Genomic DNA, 16,791 nt, shown 5'->3' on the forward strand with positions numbered 1-16,791 from the left:
GGGCCCCGGTCAAGGTGGCAGGCATGACGACGCCGTCACCGCAGCCGCCCCCGCCCGCGTCCCCTTCTCCTTCCCCGTCCCCGTCCCCGTCCCGTATCCGGATCGGCTCCGCCCCGGACTCCTGGGGAGTGTGGTTCCCCGACGATCCCCGGCAGGTGCCGTGGCAGCGCTTCCTGGACGAGGTGTCCGGCGCGGGCTACACGTGGATCGAGCTCGGCCCGTACGGCTATCTGCCCACCGATCCGTCCGTCCTGACGGAGGAGACCGCGCGGCGCGGGCTGCGGGTCTCGGCGGGGACGGTCTTCACCGGCCTGCACCACGGCCCGGACGTCTGGGAGCGGACCTGGGCGCACGTCGCCGAGAACGCGGCCCTGGCGCAGGCGGTGGGCGCGGGCCATCTGGTCGTCATCCCGTCGTTCTGGCGGGACGACCGGACGGGCGAGGTCCTGGAGGACCGGACGCTCACCGCCGCGCAGTGGCGGGACCTGACGGGGCTCACCGAGCGGCTCGGCCGGGAGGTGCGCGAGCGGTACGGGCTGCGGATCGTCGTCCATCCGCACGCCGACACGCATCTGGACGACGAGGAGAGCGTGACGCGGTTCCTGGACGCGACCGACCCGGAGGCGGTCTCGCTCTGTCTGGACACCGGGCACTACGCGTACGCCGGCGGGGACAGCGTCAAGCTGATCGAGACGTACGGCGAGCGGATCGGCTATCTGCATCTCAAGCAGGTCGACCCGGAGGTCCTGGCGGGGGTGGTGGCCGAGGGGGTGCCGTTCGGGCCGGCGGTGGCGCGCGGGGTGATGTGCGAGCCGCCGTCCGGGGTGCCCGCCCTGGAGCCGGTGCTCGCTGCCGCGGCGGCCCTGGACGTGGACCTGTTCGCGATCGTCGAGCAGGACATGTACCCCTGCGAGCCGGACGTTCCCTACCCGATCGCGCTCCGCACCCGGCGCTTTCTCCGCTCCTGCGGCGTGTGATCGGCGTATATCTCTCTGACCACGGGCGACGCACGGGGACACGCCGATCTCCCCATGCCGCGTTTTCGTCACACACGTCCCTCGGGCGTCACGCATATCTCCGTTACGCGGGCTTTCCGTCACAGGCGCTCGACAGGCGTTCTCCTCCTGACTGACCGGGCCGTTGCAGGGGGCAATGGCTCAGTGATCGCCATCGCATGCCCGCAGCGCCCCCGAACGGCACCCCCGCCGCCGCTGCGCGGCGCGCAGGGAGGTACCAGGCATGACGGACAACAGCCTCTGGTCGTACAAGGACATCGCCGCACACATCCGGGTGCAGCCGGACACGGTCCGCTCCTACCGGAAGCACGGACTCCTGCCGACCCCCGACCATGTGGAGTCGGGCAAGCCCTACTGGTACGCGGACACGATCCGCGCCTGGGTCGCCAGCCGCCCCGGCAACCGGGGCCGCCGCGACTGACCAGACGGACCGCCCCCTCTCCCCCGCGGGGCCGGACCCGGTGATCCCGGGCCCGGCCCTCGGCGTGTCGCAGGAGGTGTCACCAGGGGGTGTCACGAGGGAGTGTCACCGGTGGAGCGGTGCCATCTCCTTGCGCTCCTCGGTCGGCGCGCTCCCGTCCGGCGCCGGCGCGGGCGCGTCCGACTCGCTGATGCCGAAACGGTCGTGGAAGCGCCGCAGCGGGCCGGGGGCCCACCAGGTGAGGCGGCCGGTCAGCTTCATCACGGAGGGGACGAGGAGGCTGCGGACCACCATGGCGTCCATGAGGACCGCGAGGGCGACGCCGAGGCCGAGCATCTTGGTGTTGGTGACGCGGGAGGTGCCGATGGCGATCATGACGACGGCGAGGATCACGGCGGCCGCGGTGATGAGACCGCCGGTGTGGCGCAGGCCGAAGCGGACGGAGTGCTCGTGGTCGCCGGTGCGGTCGTACTCCTCCTTGACGCGGGAGAGCAGGAACACCCCGTAGTCCATGGAGAGTCCGAAGGCCACGCAGAACATGAGCACCGGCAGGGTGGTCTCGATGTCCCCGGTGGGGGTGAAGCCGAGGAGTCCCGCGAGGTGGCCGTCCTGGAAGACCCAGACCACCGCGCCGAACATCGCCGTGAGGCTGAGGGCGTTGAGGACGACGGCCTGGACGGGGATGAGGACGCTGCCGGTGAGCAGGAAGACCAGGAGCAGCGTGACGATCACGATGATCGCCGCGGCCCAGGGCAGCCGCTCGGCGAGGGCGTCCTTGGAGTCGACGAGGACGGCGGCCTGGCCGGTGACGGAGGTCTCGAACGGGGCGGGTGCGGCGCGCAGTTCGGCCACGGTCCGCTGGGCCTGGGCGCCGACGGTCTCGCCCTCGGGGACGACGGTGAAGTAGGCGTGGCCGCCGGCGGCGGTGACCGGCCCGTCGACCCGGACCACGCCGTCGAGTGCGCCGATCCGCTCGCGGAAGGCCGCGTACTGCGCGGGGGTGGTCTCGCCCTCGGCGAGGACGGTGAGGGTACCGCCGGGGTCGCCGGGGAAGCCGTGCCGCAGCTCGTCCTGGACGACCCGGGAGGAGGCGGTGACGGGGAGCTGGCGGTCGTCCGCGGTGCCGAACCTCACGCCGATGAAGGGCAGTCCGAGGAGGACGAGTCCGGCGGTGGTGAGGACGGCGAAGACCGGCGCCCTGCGCATCACGAGCGCGGCGGCCCGCCCCCAGCCCGCGCCCTCGCCGTCCCCGGCGGGGTGCGCGGCGGGCGTCCGGCCGCGCCGGAGGAGGCGCCGCAGGTCGAGCGCGTTGACCCGGTCGCCGAGCAGGACGAGGGCCGCCGGGAGCAGGGTGAGGGCGGCGGTCGCGGCCAGCAGGACCACGGCGATCCCGGCGTACGCGAAGGAGCGCAGGAAGTACTGCGGGAAGACCAGCATCGCGGCGAGCGAGACGGCGACGGTCAGGGCGGAGAAGAGCACGGTCCGGCCGGCGGTGCGCAGGGTGGTGCGGACGGCGGTGTACGTGTCGGCCCCGGCGGCGAGCTCCTCGCGGTAGCGGCGGACGACGAACAGGGCGTAGTCGATGGCGAGTCCGAGGCCGAGGGCCGTCGTCAGGTTCTGCGCGAAGACGGAGACGTCGGTGAACTCGGTGAGGCCGCGCAGGACGGCGTTGGTGCCGAGGATGGCGACGATGCCGACGCCGAGCGGCAGCAGGGCGGCGACGGCGCTGCCGAAGACCATGACGAGCAGGACGAGGGTGAGAGGCAGGGCTATGAGCTCGGCCCGCAGCAGATCCTCCTGGATGACCGTCTGCATCTCGTGGCGCACGGCGAGTCCGCCGCCGAGGGAGACCTCGACGGGGCCGTGGGTGCCCCGGTACTCGGGGGCGATCCGGTCGAGGACGGCGGCCGCGTCCTTCTCCTCGCCGGCGATCCGGGCGGCTATCACCGCCTTGCGGCCGTCCTCGGAGCGGAGGGCGGGCGAGCCGGTGGACCAGTAGGAGCCGACCCCGTCGACGCCCGGCTCCGCGTCGAGCCGCTCGGCGAGCCGGCGCGCCTCGGCGGCGACCGCGGGCGCGTCGGCGCCGGCCGCTCCGGCGTCGACGAGCAGGAGCAGATTGGGCTGGGAGCCGGGGAACTGGCGCCCGAGGACCTCGGTCGCGTACGTGGACTCGGCGGCCGGGTCCTCCCAGCCGCCGCTGCCCATCCGGTCGGCGACCCCGCCGCCGGCCAGGACGGCGAGGGCGGTGAGGACGAGGGCGACGAGCAGGGTCAGGCGCGGCCGGACGGTCACGAACCGGGTCCAGCCGCCCGTCCCCTCCCCCGGGGATCCGCCACCTGCGGGGGACCCGCTGGATCCGGCCCCGCCGGGCGCTGACTTCTTGACTTCGGCCATGACGAGGTGTCCCCTTCACCTGACCCCTGAGCTCGCTTCCCGGCAGGTCACAGGGGTCGCCCATTGCCATAGACTGGCAAACACGAGTGATCACTCGCGTTTCTCAAGAATGCGAGCGACCTCTCGTGTTTGTCAAACGTGTTGAGGAGAGCTGGGGACAGCCATGTCCGAAGAACAGAAGCCGCGCCGCCGCCAGGCGCGCGGAGAGCGCCGTATCGCGCAGCTGCTCCAGGCCGCCGCGAACGTCTTCTGCGCCAACGGCTACACGGCGTCCAGCACCAACGCGATCGCCCGCGAGGCCCATGTCTCGCCCGGCACGCTCTACCAGTACTTCCCCAACAAGGAAGCCATCGCGATGGAGTTGGGCGAGCGCCTGCTGCACGAGATGCGCGAGGCCCACGGCCAGGCGTTCGTCCCCGAGAACCTCGCCCTGCCGCTGCCCGAACTGCTCGACGCCGTGGTCGACCCGATGATCGAGTTCAACTGTGCCAACCCGGCCTTCCTCGCCCTGATGTACGGCTCCGACGTCCCCGGCCGGATCGCGGAGGAGCACGACGAACTGCACGCGACCCTGCTCACCCGCGTGCAGGAGGTGATCGGCCACTACGCGCCCACGCTGTCCGCCGAGGACCGCGCCCGGACGGCGGGCATGACCTTCGCCGCCTTCAAGGGGGGCCTGGACCTCATCCTCGCCGCGCCGGAGGGGGCCGAGCGGGACGCCACGATCGCGGAGCTGAAGACGCTCCTCCTGCGCTACCTCTCACCCTTGGTCGAGAAGCCGGCCGAGGAGCCGGCCGAGCGACACACCGAGGAGCCGGCCGAGCGGCACACCGAGGAGCCGGCCGAGCGGCCGGCCCAGGAGCCGGTCACCACGACTCCGAGCCGCTGACCCGCTCGGCCGGAAGGCCCTTCGCCCCCGACCTCGACCTCGGCGCGACCAGCGGGAGGACAAGCACGGAGAGCATGCCGACCCCGACGAGCGCCGCCGCCTCGCCGGCCGTCATCGCCCCGTCGTCCACGCCGATGGTCGTGATGGCGACGACGAGCGGCAGCGCGGTGGAGCCGTACAGCACGAGCCCGCCCCGGCGGTGAGCGCGGCGAACACCGCGAGCAGCGCGGTCGACTCGGCCGCGCCGCGTCCGCTGAGCAGCGGCGCCAGGACGGCGATCGCCAGGATCACGATGAGCGTGGTCCCTGCCTGCGACATATCGGGGTATTTACCATGGGGATCGACGAGGACCTCCGGCGCGGCGCGACCGGGCCCGCTGGATTTTATACCCCCTAGGGGTATAAACTGCCCGGCATACGGTCCTGAACCCACGAGGAGAACGCCATGACCGCAGAGACGCAGACCGACCTCACCACCGTCTACCAGGTCAAGGGCATGACCTGCGGCCACTGCGAGGGCGCGGTGTCGAGCGAGATCTCCGAGCTCCCCGGCGTCTCGTCGGTGACGGCCGTCGCCTCCACCGGCCAGGTCACCGTCGTCTCCGCCGCCCCGCTCGACGAGGAGGCCGTCCGCGCCGCCGTCGACGAGGCCGGCTACGAGCTGGTCTGACCTCTCCCCCCGTCAACACCCCGCAGGGCCGTACCGTTACCGGGTACGGCCCTGCTCCCCTTTGGAACCGCACATGACCTCCAGCACCACCGCACCCCCCGTCGATGCCGCGGTCACCGAGCTGACGATCGGCGGGATGACCTGCGCCTCGTGCGCGGCCCGCGTCGAGAAGAAGCTCAACCGCATCGACGGGGTGACCGCGACCGTCAACTACGCCACGGAGAAGGCGCGGATCGAGCACCCCCCGGAGGTCGGGGTGGACGCGCTGATCGCCACCGTCGTCAAGACCGGCTACACGGCGGAGGAACCGCCGCCGCCGGAGCCCGAACCGGCCGCCGTACCGGAGGGGCGGGAGCCCGCCCGGGACCCCGAGCTCGCCTCGCTCCGGCAGCGGCTCACCGTCTCCGCGCTGCTCTCCGCGCCCGTCGTCCTGCTCGCCATGGTCCCGGGCCTCCAGTTCGACAACTGGCAGTGGCTCTCCCTCACCCTCGCCGCCCCCGTCGTCGTCTGGGGCGGGCTGCCCTTCCACCGGGCCGCCTGGACCAACCTCCGGCACGGCGCCGCCACCATGGACACCCTCGTCTCGGTCGGCACCCTCGCCGCCTTCGGCTGGTCGCTCTGGGCCCTCTTCCTCGGCGACGCGGGCATGCCCGGCATGCGGCACGGCTTCGACCTGACCGTCGACCGCTCCGCGGCCTCGTCCGCGATCTACCTGGAGGTCGCGGCGGGGGTCGTCACCTTCATCCTCCTCGGCCGCTACCTGGAGGCCCGCGCCAAGCGGAAGGCGGGCGCGGCGCTCCGGGCCCTGATGGAACTCGGCGCCAAGGACGTGACCCTGCTGCGCGGGGGAACGGAGGTACGGGTGCCGGTCGCCGCGCTGCGGACCGGCGACCTCTTCGTCGTACGGCCCGGAGAGAAGATCGCCACCGACGGCACCGTCACCGAGGGCGCGTCGGCCGTCGACGCCTCCCTGCTCACCGGCGAGTCGCTGCCCCTGGACGTCACCGCGGGCGGCGACGTCACCGGCGGCTGCGTCAACGTCTCGGGGCGGCTCGTCGTCCGGGCCACCCGCGTCGGCGCCGACACCCAGCTCGCCCGGATGGCGAGGCTCGTCGAGGACGCCCAGAACGGCAAGGCCGAGGTGCAGCGGCTCGCCGACCGGATCTCCGCCGTCTTCGTGCCGGTCGTGCTGCTCCTCGCGCTCGGCACCCTCGTCACCTGGCTGCTGCTGACCGACGACCCGACGGCCTCCTTCACGGCCGCCGTCGCCGTCCTGATCATCGCCTGCCCCTGCGCCCTGGGCCTCGCGACCCCGACCGCGCTGATGGTCGGCACCGGCCGCGGCGCCCAGCTCGGCATCCTCATCAAGGGACCCGAGGTCCTGGAGTCCACCCGCCGCGTCGACACGATCGTCCTCGACAAGACCGGGACGGTCACCACCGGCCGGATGCGGCTGGCCGGTGTGCGCGTGTACGGCGGGAAGTACGGCACCGACGCCACCGACGAGACCGAACTGCTCCGGCTGGCCGGGGCCCTGGAGCACTCCTCCGAGCACCCGGTGGCCCGCGCGGTCGCGGTCGGCGCCGCCGAGCGCTGCGGGAAGCTCCCGGTAGCGAAGACCTTCGAGAACGTCCCCGGGCTCGGCGTCCGCGGCTCGGTCGACGGCCGCCTCGTCCTCGTCGGCCGTGCCGCGCTGCTGACGGCGGAGGGCGTCGACGTGCCGGCGGGGGCGGAACCCGGCGCCGTCCACGTCGCCTGGGACGGGGTCGCCCGGGGCGCCCTGACCGTCGCGGACACCGTCAAGGACACCAGCGCGGAGGCGGTGGCCCGGCTGCGCGGCCTCGGGCTGCGGCCGGTCCTCCTCACCGGGGACCACCGGGCGGTGGCGGAGGCAGTGGCGGCGGAGGTGGGCATCGACGAGGTGATCGCCGAGGTGCTGCCGGAGGAGAAGGCCGAGGTGGTCCGGCGGCTCCAGGCGGAGGGCCGGACGGTCGCGATGGTCGGCGACGGGGTGAACGACGCGGCGGCCCTCGCCACGGCGGACCTGGGCCTGGCGATGGGGACGGGCACGGACGCGGCGATCGAGGCGAGCGATCTGACCCTGGTACGGGGCGACCTGCGGGTCGCGGCCGACGCGATCCGGCTCGCCCGCCGCACCCTGGCGACGATCCGGGGCAATCTCGGCTGGGCCTTCGGCTACAACGTGGCGGCGCTGCCGCTCGCCGCGGCCGGACTGCTCAACCCGATGATCGCGGGTCTGGCGATGGCCTTTTCGTCCGTCTTCGTCGTATCCAACAGCCTTCGTCTGCGCCGCTTCACGTGAATTCACCCACGTGTGACGCACAGGACCTTCACAAGGAGACCTAGATCACAGATATTGGGGGGTAACCATCTGGGCTGTTCGCGAGTCTAAGTGGGCGATGCCGAGAACGTCTTGGGGGACGTTCATGGAATGTCTTGGGGGACGTTCCAGGCAAGCGTTGGCCGGGGCACGTGCACCGGGGAGCTTTGAGCGGCCCTCCCGTACGTACCCCGGCAGACCGCGTCGCGCCGGCCCGCACAGCCTCTGCGACACCCGCAGACGCCCGGCCCGGATCCCGTGGGGGGAATCCGCACCGGGACATGGGAAGCGCCCCGCTCGTCGACCCGTGGGGGGATCGACGGCGGGGCGCTTCCTCTTTTTCAGGCGTTCCGGGCTCGCGTCTTTTCAGGCGTTCCGGGCTCGCGTCCTGTGCAGGACTAGCGCGCCTCGACCGGGACGAAGTCGCGGAGGACCTCGCCGGTGTAGATCTGGCGCGGGCGGCCGATGCGGGAGCCGGGCTCCTTGATCATCTCGTGCCACTGGGCGATCCAGCCGGGCAGCCGGCCGAGCGCGAAGAGCACGGTGAACATCTCGGTCGGGAAGCCCATCGCGCGGTAGATGAGGCCCGTGTAGAAGTCCACGTTGGGGTAGAGGTTGCGCGAGACGAAGTACTCGTCGGAGAGCGCGTGCTCCTCCAGCTTGAGCGCGATGTCCAGCAGCTCGTCGGACTTGCCGAGGGCCGAGAGGACGTCGTGCGCCGCCGCCTTGATGATCTTGGCGCGCGGGTCGAAGGACTTGTACACCCGGTGGCCGAAGCCCATCAGGCGGACGCCGTCCTCCTTGTTCTTCACCTTGCGGATGAAGGAGTCGACATCGCCGCCGTTGGCCTTGATGCCCTCGAGCATCTCCAGGACCGACTGGTTGGCGCCACCGTGCAGCGGGCCCCACAGGGCCGAGATGCCGGCGGAGATCGAGGCGAACATGTTCGCCTGCGAGGAGCCGACCAGACGCACGGTGGAGGTCGAGCAGTTCTGCTCGTGGTCCGCGTGCAGGATCAGCAGCTTGTCGAGCGCGTTGACGACGACCGGGTCCAGGTCGTACTCCTGCGCCGGGACCGAGAAGGTCATGCGCAGGAAGTTCTCGACGTACCCGAGGTCGTTGCGCGGGTAGACGAACGGGTGGCCGATCGACTTCTTGTACGCGTACGCCGCGATCGTCGGCAGCTTCGCGAGCAGCCGGATCGTGGAGAGGTGACGCTGCTCCTCGTCGAACGGGTTGTGGCTGTCCTGGTAGAAGGTGGACAGCGCGGAGACCACCGAGGACAGCATCGCCATCGGGTGGGCGTCCCGCGGGAAACCGCGGAAGAAGTTCTTGACGTCCTCGTGGACGAGCGTGTGCTGCGTGATCTCGTTCTTGAAGGTCGCCAGCTCGTCGACCTTGGGCAGCTCACCGTTGATCAGCAGGTACGCCACCTCAAGGAAGGTGGAGCGCTCGGCCAGCTGCTCGATGGGGTAACCGCGGTACCGCAGAATCCCCTGCTCACCGTCGAGGTAGGTGATCGCGGATTTATAGGCGGCGGTGTTGCCGTATCCGCTGTCCAGGGTGACCAGACCGGTCTGGGCTCGGAGTTTCCCGATGTCGAAGCCCTTGTCGCCGACGGTGCTCTCGACCACCGGGTAGGTGTATTCACCGTCCGCGTACCGCAGTACTACAGAGTTGTCGCTCACGTCATCCCTCACCGACGTAGTGCCTCTTCTTCGAGGTGCCCTGACTGTCTCTACCATCCCCCATTTGGCTCAGGAGAGTGCACTCGGGGTCGACCATTGGGCCAATCGGCGGCACTCAGTGCCGCCAACCTTCATATCCTGCCCCCTTCGCCCCGGTTCCGGTAGTCCTCCGTGATCTTTCACACGGGGGCACTCCCTGTGAGCCGAAACGCGAGTGCGGTAAAGCGTCTGCCCGCGGAGACCGTACGGACCGCCTGCGCGATCGCCCGCCGGGAGCCGACGAGGACCACGAGCTTCCTCGCCCGGGTCACGGCCGTGTAGAGCAGGTTCCGCTGCAGCATCATCCAGGCACTCATGGTGACCGGGATCACCACGGCCGGGTACTCGCTGCCCTGCGAACGGTGGATGGTGACCGCGTACGCGTGCGCGAGCTCGTCCAGTTCGTCGAAGTCGTACGGCACCTCCTCGTCCTCGTCCGTCCGTACGGTCAGCTTCTGCTCGACGAGGTCCAGCTGGGTCACGACGCCGACCGTGCCGTTGAAGACGCCGTTGGCCCCCTTGTCGTAGTTGTTCCTGATCTGGGTGACCTTGTCACCCACCCGGAAGACACGGCCGCCGAACCGCTTCTCCGGCAGATCGGGGCGGCCCGGGGTGATGACCTGCTGCAGCAGTCCGTTGAGCGAGCCCGCGCCGGCCGGGCCCCGGTGCATGGGGGCGAGGACCTGCACGTCACGCCTGGGGTCCAGACCGAACTTGGCCGGAATCCGCCGGGCCGCGACGTCCACGGCGACCCGGGCGGCGTCCTCGGTCTCCTCCTCGACGAAGAGGAAGAAGTCCGGCAGGCCCTCGGTCTTCGGCGGGGTCCCGGCGTTGATCCGGTGCGCGTTGGTGACGACGCCGGACTCCTGCGCCTGACGGAAGATCCGGGTCAGCCGGACCGCGGGTACGGGGCTTCCCGGGGCGAGCAGATCGCCGAGGACCTCGCCCGCGCCGACCGACGGGAGCTGGTCCACATCGCCCACGAGCAGCAGATGAGCACCCGGCGCCACCGCCTTCACCAGTTTGTTCGCCAGGAGCAGGTCGAGCATGGAGGCCTCGTCGACCACGACCAGGTCCGCGTCGAGCGGCCGGTCCCGGTCGTAGGCCGCGTCGCCGCCCGGCTTGAGTTCCAGGAGCCGGTGGACGGTGGAGGCCTCCGCCCCGGTCAGCTCGGCGAGCCGCTTGGCCGCCCGGCCGGTGGGAGCGGCGAGGACGACCTTGGCCTTCTTGGCGCGGGCCAGCTCCACGATCGAGCGGACCGTGAACGACTTGCCGCAGCCGGGGCCGCCGGTGAGCACGGCGACCTTCCGGGTGAGCGCGAGCCGCACGGCCTGCTCCTGCTCGGGCGCGAGCGAGGCCCCCGTCCGGTCCGCGAGCCAGGCGAGGGCCTTGTCCCAGGCCACGTCCCGGAAGCCCGGCATCCGGTCCTCCTCGGCCCGCAGCAGCCGCCGGAGCTGCCCGGCGAGCGACAGCTCGGCCCGGTGGAAGGGGATCAGGTACACGGCGGTGACGGGCGTCCCCTCCGGACCCGGCACCGACTCCCGTACGACCCCCTCGGGGTCCTCGGCCAGCTCGGCGAGGCACTCGATGACCAGTCCGGTGTCGACCTGCAGGAGCTTCACCGCGTCGGCGATCAGCCGCTCCTCGGGGAGGAAACAGTGCCCCTGGTCGCTGGACTGCGAGAGGGCGTACTGCAGGCCGGCCTTCACCCGGTCGGGACTGTCGTGGGGTATGCCCACGGCCTGGGCGATCTTGTCGGCGGTGAGGAAACCGATGCCCCAGACGTCGGCGGCGAGCCGGTAGGGCTGGTTCCGCACGACGGAGATCGAGGCGTCCCCGTACTTCTTGTAGATCCGGACCGCGATGGAGGTGGAGACGCCGACGCCCTGGAGGAAGACCATCACCTCCTTGATCGCCTTCTGCTCCTCCCAGGCCGCGCTGATCTTCTTCGTGCGCTTGGGCCCCAGGCCCGGGACCTCGATCAGCCGGCCCGGGGCCTCCTCCAGGATCTGGAGGGTGTCCAGGCCGAAGTGCTGGGTGATGCGATCGGCGAAGACGGGACCGATGCCCTTGACGAGCCCCGAGCCGAGATAGCGGCGGATGCCCTGGATCGTGGCGGGCAGCAGGGTCGTGTAGTTCTCGACGGTGAACTGCTTGCCGTACTGCGGATGTGAGCCCCAACGGCCCTCCATCCGCAGCGACTCCCCCGGCTGAGCCCCGAGCAGCGCCCCGACCACGGTGAGCAGGTCCCCGGCCCCACGCCCGGTGTCGACGCGGGCGACCGTGTACCCGCTCTCCTCGTTGGCGTAGGTGATCCGCTCCAGGACCCCAGTCACTTCACAAACACCCTGGCGGCTGCCTTGCTGCGACTCAACTCCCCTACCGGGCATGCCCCACCTGGCTTCCTGCGTCTCCGATACCAGGGAGGCTATCGCCCACCGCCGACAGGGCGGTCGACTCCTCGTTTCTCGCAACCACGGGTGTGATGGGATTACCGGTATGACAGATTGGCCGCACCTCAGCCACGCCTACGGATCCGCCGAGGACATACCCGCCCTGCTGGCACGCATCGCGTCCGAGTCCGCGCCAGAGCTCTGGAACGATCTGTGGTCCGCGCTCTGCCATCAGGGCAGCGTCTACCCGGCCAGCTTCGCGGCGCTGCCATGGCTGGCCGACATGGCCGACAATGAAGACCGAGATCAGGCTGTGAACGCCCGGAATCTCGCGGGTGCCATCATGGCCGGCGCCGAGCAGTCGCACGGAGCCGGCGACGTCCGCACACGGCACGCGGCGGAGATCGCCACCCTGCTGGCATCGGTGAACCGCCGTCTCCGGACCACGACCGATCGCTCCGAGTACATCGATCTCCTGGAATCCATGCTCGGCTTCGAGGGCGTCGCGGGGTGGAGCGAGAACCTGGCCTGGGGGCTCGGGAACGAGGAGTTCGAAGTCCCCTGTCCCGGCTGCGAAACCGACCTGTTCATCGTCCTCGGTGAACGCGGGTTCTTCTGCACCAGCGAGGACTACGCGCTGTCGGACGACAGCATCGAGTCCCGGCCGCTGCGACCGACGAGCCCCACAGGTCTGGAAGGCCTCGGTCGACGTCTCCACGACATCGCGCTCACCGACGGTCAACAGGGCGTCGCCCGCCTGCTGACCTTCGTCTTCGGGAGCGCGACCTGCCCGGACTGCGAAACCGACTTCTCCGTCGCCGACCAGGTCACTAGCCCTTTGTGATGCAGGTCACTTTCGTTTGGTGAGGTGGGATCCGCTCCAGGACCCCTTCGAGCACGGCCGACCCCGGCCCGCGACCTTTGTTGGACATGACCCGACGGTAGCGAACGGGTCGGACAGCGCGGGCGGCCCTGGGGACAACTACCCCTCCGGGGCGCCCGCCTCGGCTCAGCCGCCCGGATCCCACTCGTCCTGGACCCCACCCCCCGCGTCCCAGGACGCCGGGGCGGGCGGGAGGGTTCCGCTCGGGGTGCCGTCGAAGGGGGCAGGTCGTAGCGTTTCCGGCATGAGTGAAACCTTCGAGGACGAGGTCCTGAACGAGCTGGGCGACGACCGGCTCCAGGAGATCGCCGGCCTGCTCGGCACGGATCCCGCGGGGGCGCAGGCGGTCGTGGGCAGTTCGGTGGCCGAACTCTCCGGCGAGCTGCGCCAGGCCGCGGCCGAGCCGGCCAGCGCGGACGAGGTCCGCGCCGCCGTCGACGAGGTGACCTCGGCCGAACCCGCGCTCCAGGCCGTCGCCGGCTTCGGCGGCCTCGCGACCGGCGGTCTCATGGCCGGAGTCCTGGGCAGGCTGGCCCGCCCTGCGGCGAACGCGATCGCGAGGAAGACCGGCATCCCGGTGGCCACGGTGACCCGAGCGGTCGACATCCTGGTGCCGGTGGTCCTCGCGGTCATGACGAAGCGCGCGGCGACGAGGAAGGGCGCCGGCTCGACGGCGGACGGCCTGGGCGACCTCCTGGGCGGCCCCAGGAAGTAGCCCCCGCGCGGCACGTACGCCGCGGCCACCGCTCCGTGCGGCGCCCTCGGGAGGACGTACAGGGCGAACTGGAGCCCCCACGCCGGGCACGGGTGGCCCGCAAGGCCGCCCGGCACGGCGAGGGCGCGGAGCCCAGGTCCTCACACCGCCAGGAACGCCTCCAGCGTCTCCTCCAGGACCTCCACGCCGTCCCTCGACCACAGGTCGTCGTTGAAGATCTCCACCTCCACCGGGCCCGTCCAGCCCGCCTTCTCCGTCAGGTCCGCCCAGGCCCGGAGGTCGATCGCGCCGGTGCCCAGTTGGCCCCGGCCGGTCAGGACGCCGGCCGGGAGGGGTGTGGTCCAGTCGGCGAGCTGGAAGGAGTGGACGCGGCCCGACGCGCCCGCGCGTTCCACCGCCGCCGGGGCGCGGTCGTCCCACCAGAGGTGGTACGTGTCGACCACCACGCCCACCTGTTCGGGCGGGAAGTGCTCGGCGATGGCCAGCGCCTGGTCCAGGGTGGAGACCGCGCAGCGGTCGGCGGCGTACATGGGGTGGAGGGGCTCGACCGCCAGCCGGATGCCGCGTTCGCCCGCGTAGGGGGCCAGCGCGCCGATCGCCTCGGTGATGCGGGCGCGGGCCGACGGCAGGTCGGGGAAGGCGGGGGTGAGACCGCCGGAGACCAGCACGACGGTGTCCGTGCCGAGCGTGACCGCCTCGTCGATCGCCGCGCGGTTCTCCACCTCCCAGCCGTCCGAGGTGAAGAAGCCGCCGCGGCAGAGGGTGGTGACCTTCAGGCCCGCGTCCCGCACGAGCGCGGCCGCCGCCTCGACGCCGTACTCCTGGACCGGCTCGCGCCACAGTCCCACGCCCGGGATGCCGAGCCGGACGCAGTGGGCGACCAGGTCGGGGAGGGACAGCTGCTTGACCGTCATCTGGTTGACGCTGAAGCGGTCGAGCTCCATCACAGCCCTCCCTGGACCGTCAGGAGGGAGCGCATGCGTGCTTCCGCGAGCGCCGGATCGGGGAACAGGCCCAGGCCGTCTGCCAGTTCGTACGCCGTCGCGAGGTGCGGCAGCGAGCGGGCGGAGTGCAGGCCGCCGACCATCGTGAAGTGGTCCTGGTGGCCGGCGAGCCAGGCGAGCAGGACGACTCCCGTCTTGTAGAAGCGGGTCGGCGTCCGGAAGAGGTGCCGGGACAGGGCGACCGTCGGGTCGAGGGTGGCACGGAAGCCGTGTGCGTCGCCCGTGTCGAGCGTCCGTACCGCCTCCGCCGCGAGCGGTGCCAGCGGATCGAAGATGCCCAGCAGGGCGTGGCTGAAGCCCTGTTCGTCGCCCGCGATCAGCTCCGGGTAGTGGAAGTCGTCGCCCGTGTAGCAGCGCACGCCCTCCGGGAGGCGGCGGCGCAGTTCGACCTCGCGCCGGGCGTCCAGGAGGGACACCTTGATGCCGTCGACCTTGTCCGGGTGCGCGGCGATGACCTCCAGGAACGTCTCGGTCGCGGTGTCCAGGTCGGCCGAGCCCCAGTACCCGTCGAGCGCCGGGTCGAACATCGGGCCGAGCCAGTGCAGGATCACCGGCTCGCTCGCCTGGCGGAGGAGGTGCCCGTACAGGTCGAGGTAGTCCTCGGGGCCCGACGCCGCCGCGGCGAGGGCACGGGAGGCCATCAGGATGGCCTGGGAGCCGGTCTCCTCGACGAGCGCGAGCTGCTCCTCGTACGCCTTGCGGACCGCCGCCAGGTCGGCGGGGCCGGTGAGCGGTTCCGGTCCGGTGAGCTGGTCGGTGCCGACGCCGCAGGCGATCCGGCCGCCCACCGCCTTCGCCTCGGCCGCGCTGCGGCGGATCAGCTCGGCCGCCCCCGTCCAGTCGAGGCCCATCCCCCGCTGCGCGGTGTCCATGGCCTCGGCGACCCCGAGGCCGTGGGACCAGAGGTGACGGCGGAAGGCGAGGGTGGCGTCCCAGTCGACGGCCGCGGGCGAGTCGGGGGTGGTGTCGGCGTACGGGTCGGCGACGACGTGGGCGGCGGAGAAGACCGTACGGGAGGTCAGGGGGCCGCCCCCGCCGAGGGTCAGCGGCTCGGTGCGCGGCGTGTACTCCCGTACGCCGCCGCCGGCCTGGGGCAGGCGGATCACAGGCTCACCTCCGGGACGTCGAGGCGGCGGCCCTCGGCGGCGGACCTGAGGCCGAGTTCGGCGAGCTGGACGCCGCGGGCGCCCGCGAGGAGGTCCCAGTGGTACGGCTCGTCGAGGACGACGTGCCGCAGGAACAGCTCCCACTGGGCCTTGAAGCCGTTGTCGAACTCGGCGTTGTCGGGGACCTCCTGCCACTGGTCGCGGAAGGGCTCGGTCGCCGGGATGTCCGGGTTCCAGACGGGCTTGGGGGTCGCCGAGCGGTGCTGGACGCGGCAGTTGCGCAGTCCGGCGACGGCGGAGCCGTGGGTGCCGTCGACCTGGAACTCGACGAGTTCGTCGCGGTTGACGCGGACGGTCCAGGAGGAGTTGATCTGGGCGATGGCACCGCCCTCCAGCTGGAAGATGCCGTAGGCGGCGTCGTCGGCGGTGGCCTCGTACGGCTTGCCCTGCTCGTCCCAGCGGCGCGGGACGTGGGTGGCGACCTGGGCGGTGACGGAGGTGACGCGGCCGAACAGCTCGTGGAGCACGTACTCCCAGTGCGGGAACATGTCGACGACGATGCCGCCCCCGTCCTGGGAGCGGTAGTTCCAGCTGGGGCGCTGGGCGTCCTGCCAGTCGCCCTCGAAGACCCAGTAGCCGAACTCGCCGCGTACGGACAGGATCTCGCCGAAGAAACCGCCGTCGATGAGGCGCTTGAGCTTGAGCAGGCCCGGCAGGAACAGCTTGTCCTGGACGACGCCGTGCTTGACGCCCTTCTCGGTGGCGAGCCGGGCGAGCTCCAGGGCGCCGGCGAGGTCGGCGGCCGTGGGCTTCTCGGTGTAGACGTGCTTGCCGGCGTGGACGGCCTTGGTGATCGCCTCGGCACGGGCGGAGGTGACCTGGGCGTCGAAGTAGATGTCGATGGTGTCGTCGGCGAGGACGGCGTCGAGGTCGGTGGACCACTCGGTGAGGCCGTGGCGTTCGGCGAGGGCACGCAGGGCGGACTCGCGGCGGCCGACGAGGACCGGCTCGGGCCAGAGGGTCTCGCCGTCGCCGAGGTCGAGGCCGCCCTGTTCGCGCAGGGCGAGGATCGAACGGACCAGGTGCTGGCGGTGTCCCATGCGCCCGGTGACGCCGTTCATGGCGATGCGGACTGTCCTGCGTGTCACGAAAGGTTCCTCTCCCCGGTGTTCCGCGCCCCGATAGAAAGCGCTTTCCATCGGCGATGACGCTAGCCTGCCGACATCGCCGTCG

14 protein-coding genes are annotated in these 16,791 nt (G+C 71.5%); 7 read left to right on the plus strand and 7 right to left on the minus strand.

The window, feature by feature from the left end; all coding sequences use genetic code 11:
* Positions 1 to 23: 23 nt before the first annotated feature.
* Together ACIP8Z_RS15425 and ACIP8Z_RS15430 are read left to right on the plus strand one after the other, a co-directional pair.
* Positions 24 to 977, plus strand: coding sequence for a sugar phosphate isomerase/epimerase family protein (locus ACIP8Z_RS15425; RefSeq protein ID WP_402083349.1), 954 nt, complete (start codon positions 24 to 26; stop codon positions 975 to 977).
* Positions 978 to 1,239: 262 nt separating this feature from the next.
* Entirely contained in the window at positions 1,240 to 1,437 is a 198-nt protein-coding gene (locus tag ACIP8Z_RS15430; protein ID WP_402083352.1) for a helix-turn-helix transcriptional regulator, read from the plus strand.
* A 105-nt stretch (positions 1,438 to 1,542) separates the two neighbouring features.
* On the opposite strand, the gene ACIP8Z_RS15435 is transcribed toward ACIP8Z_RS15430, so the two are convergent.
* Positions 1,543 to 3,831, minus strand: a complete 2,289-nt coding sequence (locus tag ACIP8Z_RS15435; protein WP_402083355.1) for an MMPL family transporter — start codon at positions 3,829 to 3,831, stop codon at positions 1,543 to 1,545.
* A gap of 163 nt (positions 3,832 to 3,994) precedes the next feature.
* Here ACIP8Z_RS15435 and ACIP8Z_RS15440 point away from each other — a divergent pair, with 163 nt between their 5' ends.
* Positions 3,995 to 4,720, plus strand: a complete 726-nt coding sequence (locus ACIP8Z_RS15440) for a TetR/AcrR family transcriptional regulator (RefSeq protein ID WP_402083358.1) — start codon at positions 3,995 to 3,997, stop codon at positions 4,718 to 4,720.
* On the opposite strand, the gene ACIP8Z_RS15445 is transcribed toward ACIP8Z_RS15440, so the two are convergent.
* Complete coding sequence (locus tag ACIP8Z_RS15445) at positions 4,698 to 4,904, minus strand: hypothetical protein (protein ID WP_402083360.1); 207 nt, start codon at positions 4,902 to 4,904, stop codon at positions 4,698 to 4,700. The genes ACIP8Z_RS15440 and ACIP8Z_RS15445 overlap by 23 nt on opposite strands.
* 260 nt (positions 4,905 to 5,164) lie before the next feature.
* Between ACIP8Z_RS15445 and ACIP8Z_RS15450 the strand changes: the two genes are divergently transcribed.
* The gene (locus tag ACIP8Z_RS15450) at positions 5,165 to 5,389 is read left to right on the plus strand and encodes a heavy-metal-associated domain-containing protein (protein ID WP_402083363.1); all 225 of its coding nucleotides are present in this window, start codon (positions 5,165 to 5,167) and stop codon (positions 5,387 to 5,389) included.
* A 73-nt stretch (positions 5,390 to 5,462) separates the two neighbouring features.
* Entirely contained in the window at positions 5,463 to 7,712 is a 2,250-nt protein-coding gene (locus tag ACIP8Z_RS15455) for a heavy metal translocating P-type ATPase (protein WP_402083366.1), read from the plus strand.
* A gap of 416 nt (positions 7,713 to 8,128) precedes the next feature.
* Here the strand turns inward: ACIP8Z_RS15455 and ACIP8Z_RS15460 are convergent, their stop codons facing one another.
* Together ACIP8Z_RS15460 and ACIP8Z_RS15465 are read right to left on the minus strand one after the other, a co-directional pair.
* Entirely contained in the window at positions 8,129 to 9,418 is a 1,290-nt protein-coding gene (locus tag ACIP8Z_RS15460) for a citrate synthase (RefSeq protein WP_026057844.1), read from the minus strand.
* A gap of 179 nt (positions 9,419 to 9,597) precedes the next feature.
* Positions 9,598 to 11,847, minus strand: coding sequence for an ATP-dependent RecD-like DNA helicase (locus ACIP8Z_RS15465; protein WP_402083368.1), 2,250 nt, complete (start codon positions 11,845 to 11,847; stop codon positions 9,598 to 9,600).
* Between the two features lie 109 nt (positions 11,848 to 11,956).
* Here ACIP8Z_RS15465 and ACIP8Z_RS15470 point away from each other — a divergent pair, with 109 nt between their 5' ends.
* Together ACIP8Z_RS15470 and ACIP8Z_RS15475 are read left to right on the plus strand one after the other, a co-directional pair.
* Positions 11,957 to 12,694 carry a hypothetical protein gene (locus ACIP8Z_RS15470; RefSeq protein WP_402083370.1) on the plus strand — a complete coding sequence of 246 codons (738 nt, stop codon included), beginning with the start codon at positions 11,957 to 11,959 and terminating at the stop codon, positions 12,692 to 12,694.
* Between the two features lie 283 nt (positions 12,695 to 12,977).
* Positions 12,978 to 13,448, plus strand: a complete 471-nt coding sequence (locus tag ACIP8Z_RS15475; protein ID WP_402083373.1) for a DUF937 domain-containing protein — start codon at positions 12,978 to 12,980, stop codon at positions 13,446 to 13,448.
* Positions 13,449 to 13,588: 140 nt separating this feature from the next.
* On the opposite strand, the gene ACIP8Z_RS15480 is transcribed toward ACIP8Z_RS15475, so the two are convergent.
* The 3 genes from ACIP8Z_RS15480 to ACIP8Z_RS15490 are packed head-to-tail and all read right to left on the minus strand — an operon-like array spanning position 13,589 to position 16,706.
* Entirely contained in the window at positions 13,589 to 14,392 is an 804-nt protein-coding gene (locus ACIP8Z_RS15480; protein ID WP_402083376.1) for a sugar phosphate isomerase/epimerase family protein, read from the minus strand.
* Positions 14,392 to 15,558, minus strand: a complete 1,167-nt coding sequence (locus ACIP8Z_RS15485) for a dihydrodipicolinate synthase family protein (protein ID WP_402083379.1) — start codon at positions 15,556 to 15,558, stop codon at positions 14,392 to 14,394. The genes ACIP8Z_RS15480 and ACIP8Z_RS15485 overlap by 1 nt, the downstream gene beginning before the upstream one ends.
* Positions 15,555 to 16,706, minus strand: coding sequence for a Gfo/Idh/MocA family protein (locus ACIP8Z_RS15490; RefSeq protein WP_402083381.1), 1,152 nt, complete (start codon positions 16,704 to 16,706; stop codon positions 15,555 to 15,557). Before ACIP8Z_RS15490 ends, ACIP8Z_RS15485 begins: the two co-directional genes overlap by 4 nt.
* Between the last annotated feature and the right edge of the window lie 85 nt (positions 16,707 to 16,791).

The organism is Streptomyces sp. NPDC088553 (genome assembly GCF_044752965.1).
In the GTDB taxonomy this organism is placed as follows: Bacteria; Actinomycetota; Actinomycetes; order Streptomycetales; family Streptomycetaceae; genus Streptomyces.

Bases quoted from the DNA above. Each gene is read 5' to 3' on its own strand.
- ACIP8Z_RS15425 (WP_402083349.1), top strand. From the start codon at position 24: ATGACGACGCCGTCACCGCAGCCGCCCCCGCCCGCGTCCCCTTCTCCT.
- ACIP8Z_RS15480 (WP_402083376.1), bottom strand. From the start codon at position 14,392: ATGGAGCTCGACCGCTTCAGCGTCAACCAGATGACGGTCAAGCAGCTG.
- ACIP8Z_RS15430 (WP_402083352.1), top strand. From the start codon at position 1,240: ATGACGGACAACAGCCTCTGGTCGTACAAGGACATCGCCGCACACATC.
- ACIP8Z_RS15450 (WP_402083363.1), top strand. From the start codon at position 5,165: ATGACCGCAGAGACGCAGACCGACCTCACCACCGTCTACCAGGTCAAG.
- ACIP8Z_RS15435 (WP_402083355.1), bottom strand. From the start codon at position 3,831: ATGGCCGAAGTCAAGAAGTCAGCGCCCGGCGGGGCCGGATCCAGCGGG.
- ACIP8Z_RS15475 (WP_402083373.1), top strand. From the start codon at position 12,978: ATGAGTGAAACCTTCGAGGACGAGGTCCTGAACGAGCTGGGCGACGAC.
- ACIP8Z_RS15440 (WP_402083358.1), top strand. From the start codon at position 3,995: ATGTCCGAAGAACAGAAGCCGCGCCGCCGCCAGGCGCGCGGAGAGCGC.
- ACIP8Z_RS15465 (WP_402083368.1), bottom strand. From the start codon at position 11,847: ATGCCCGGTAGGGGAGTTGAGTCGCAGCAAGGCAGCCGCCAGGGTGTT.
- ACIP8Z_RS15455 (WP_402083366.1), top strand. From the start codon at position 5,463: ATGACCTCCAGCACCACCGCACCCCCCGTCGATGCCGCGGTCACCGAG.
- ACIP8Z_RS15470 (WP_402083370.1), top strand. From the start codon at position 11,957: ATGACAGATTGGCCGCACCTCAGCCACGCCTACGGATCCGCCGAGGAC.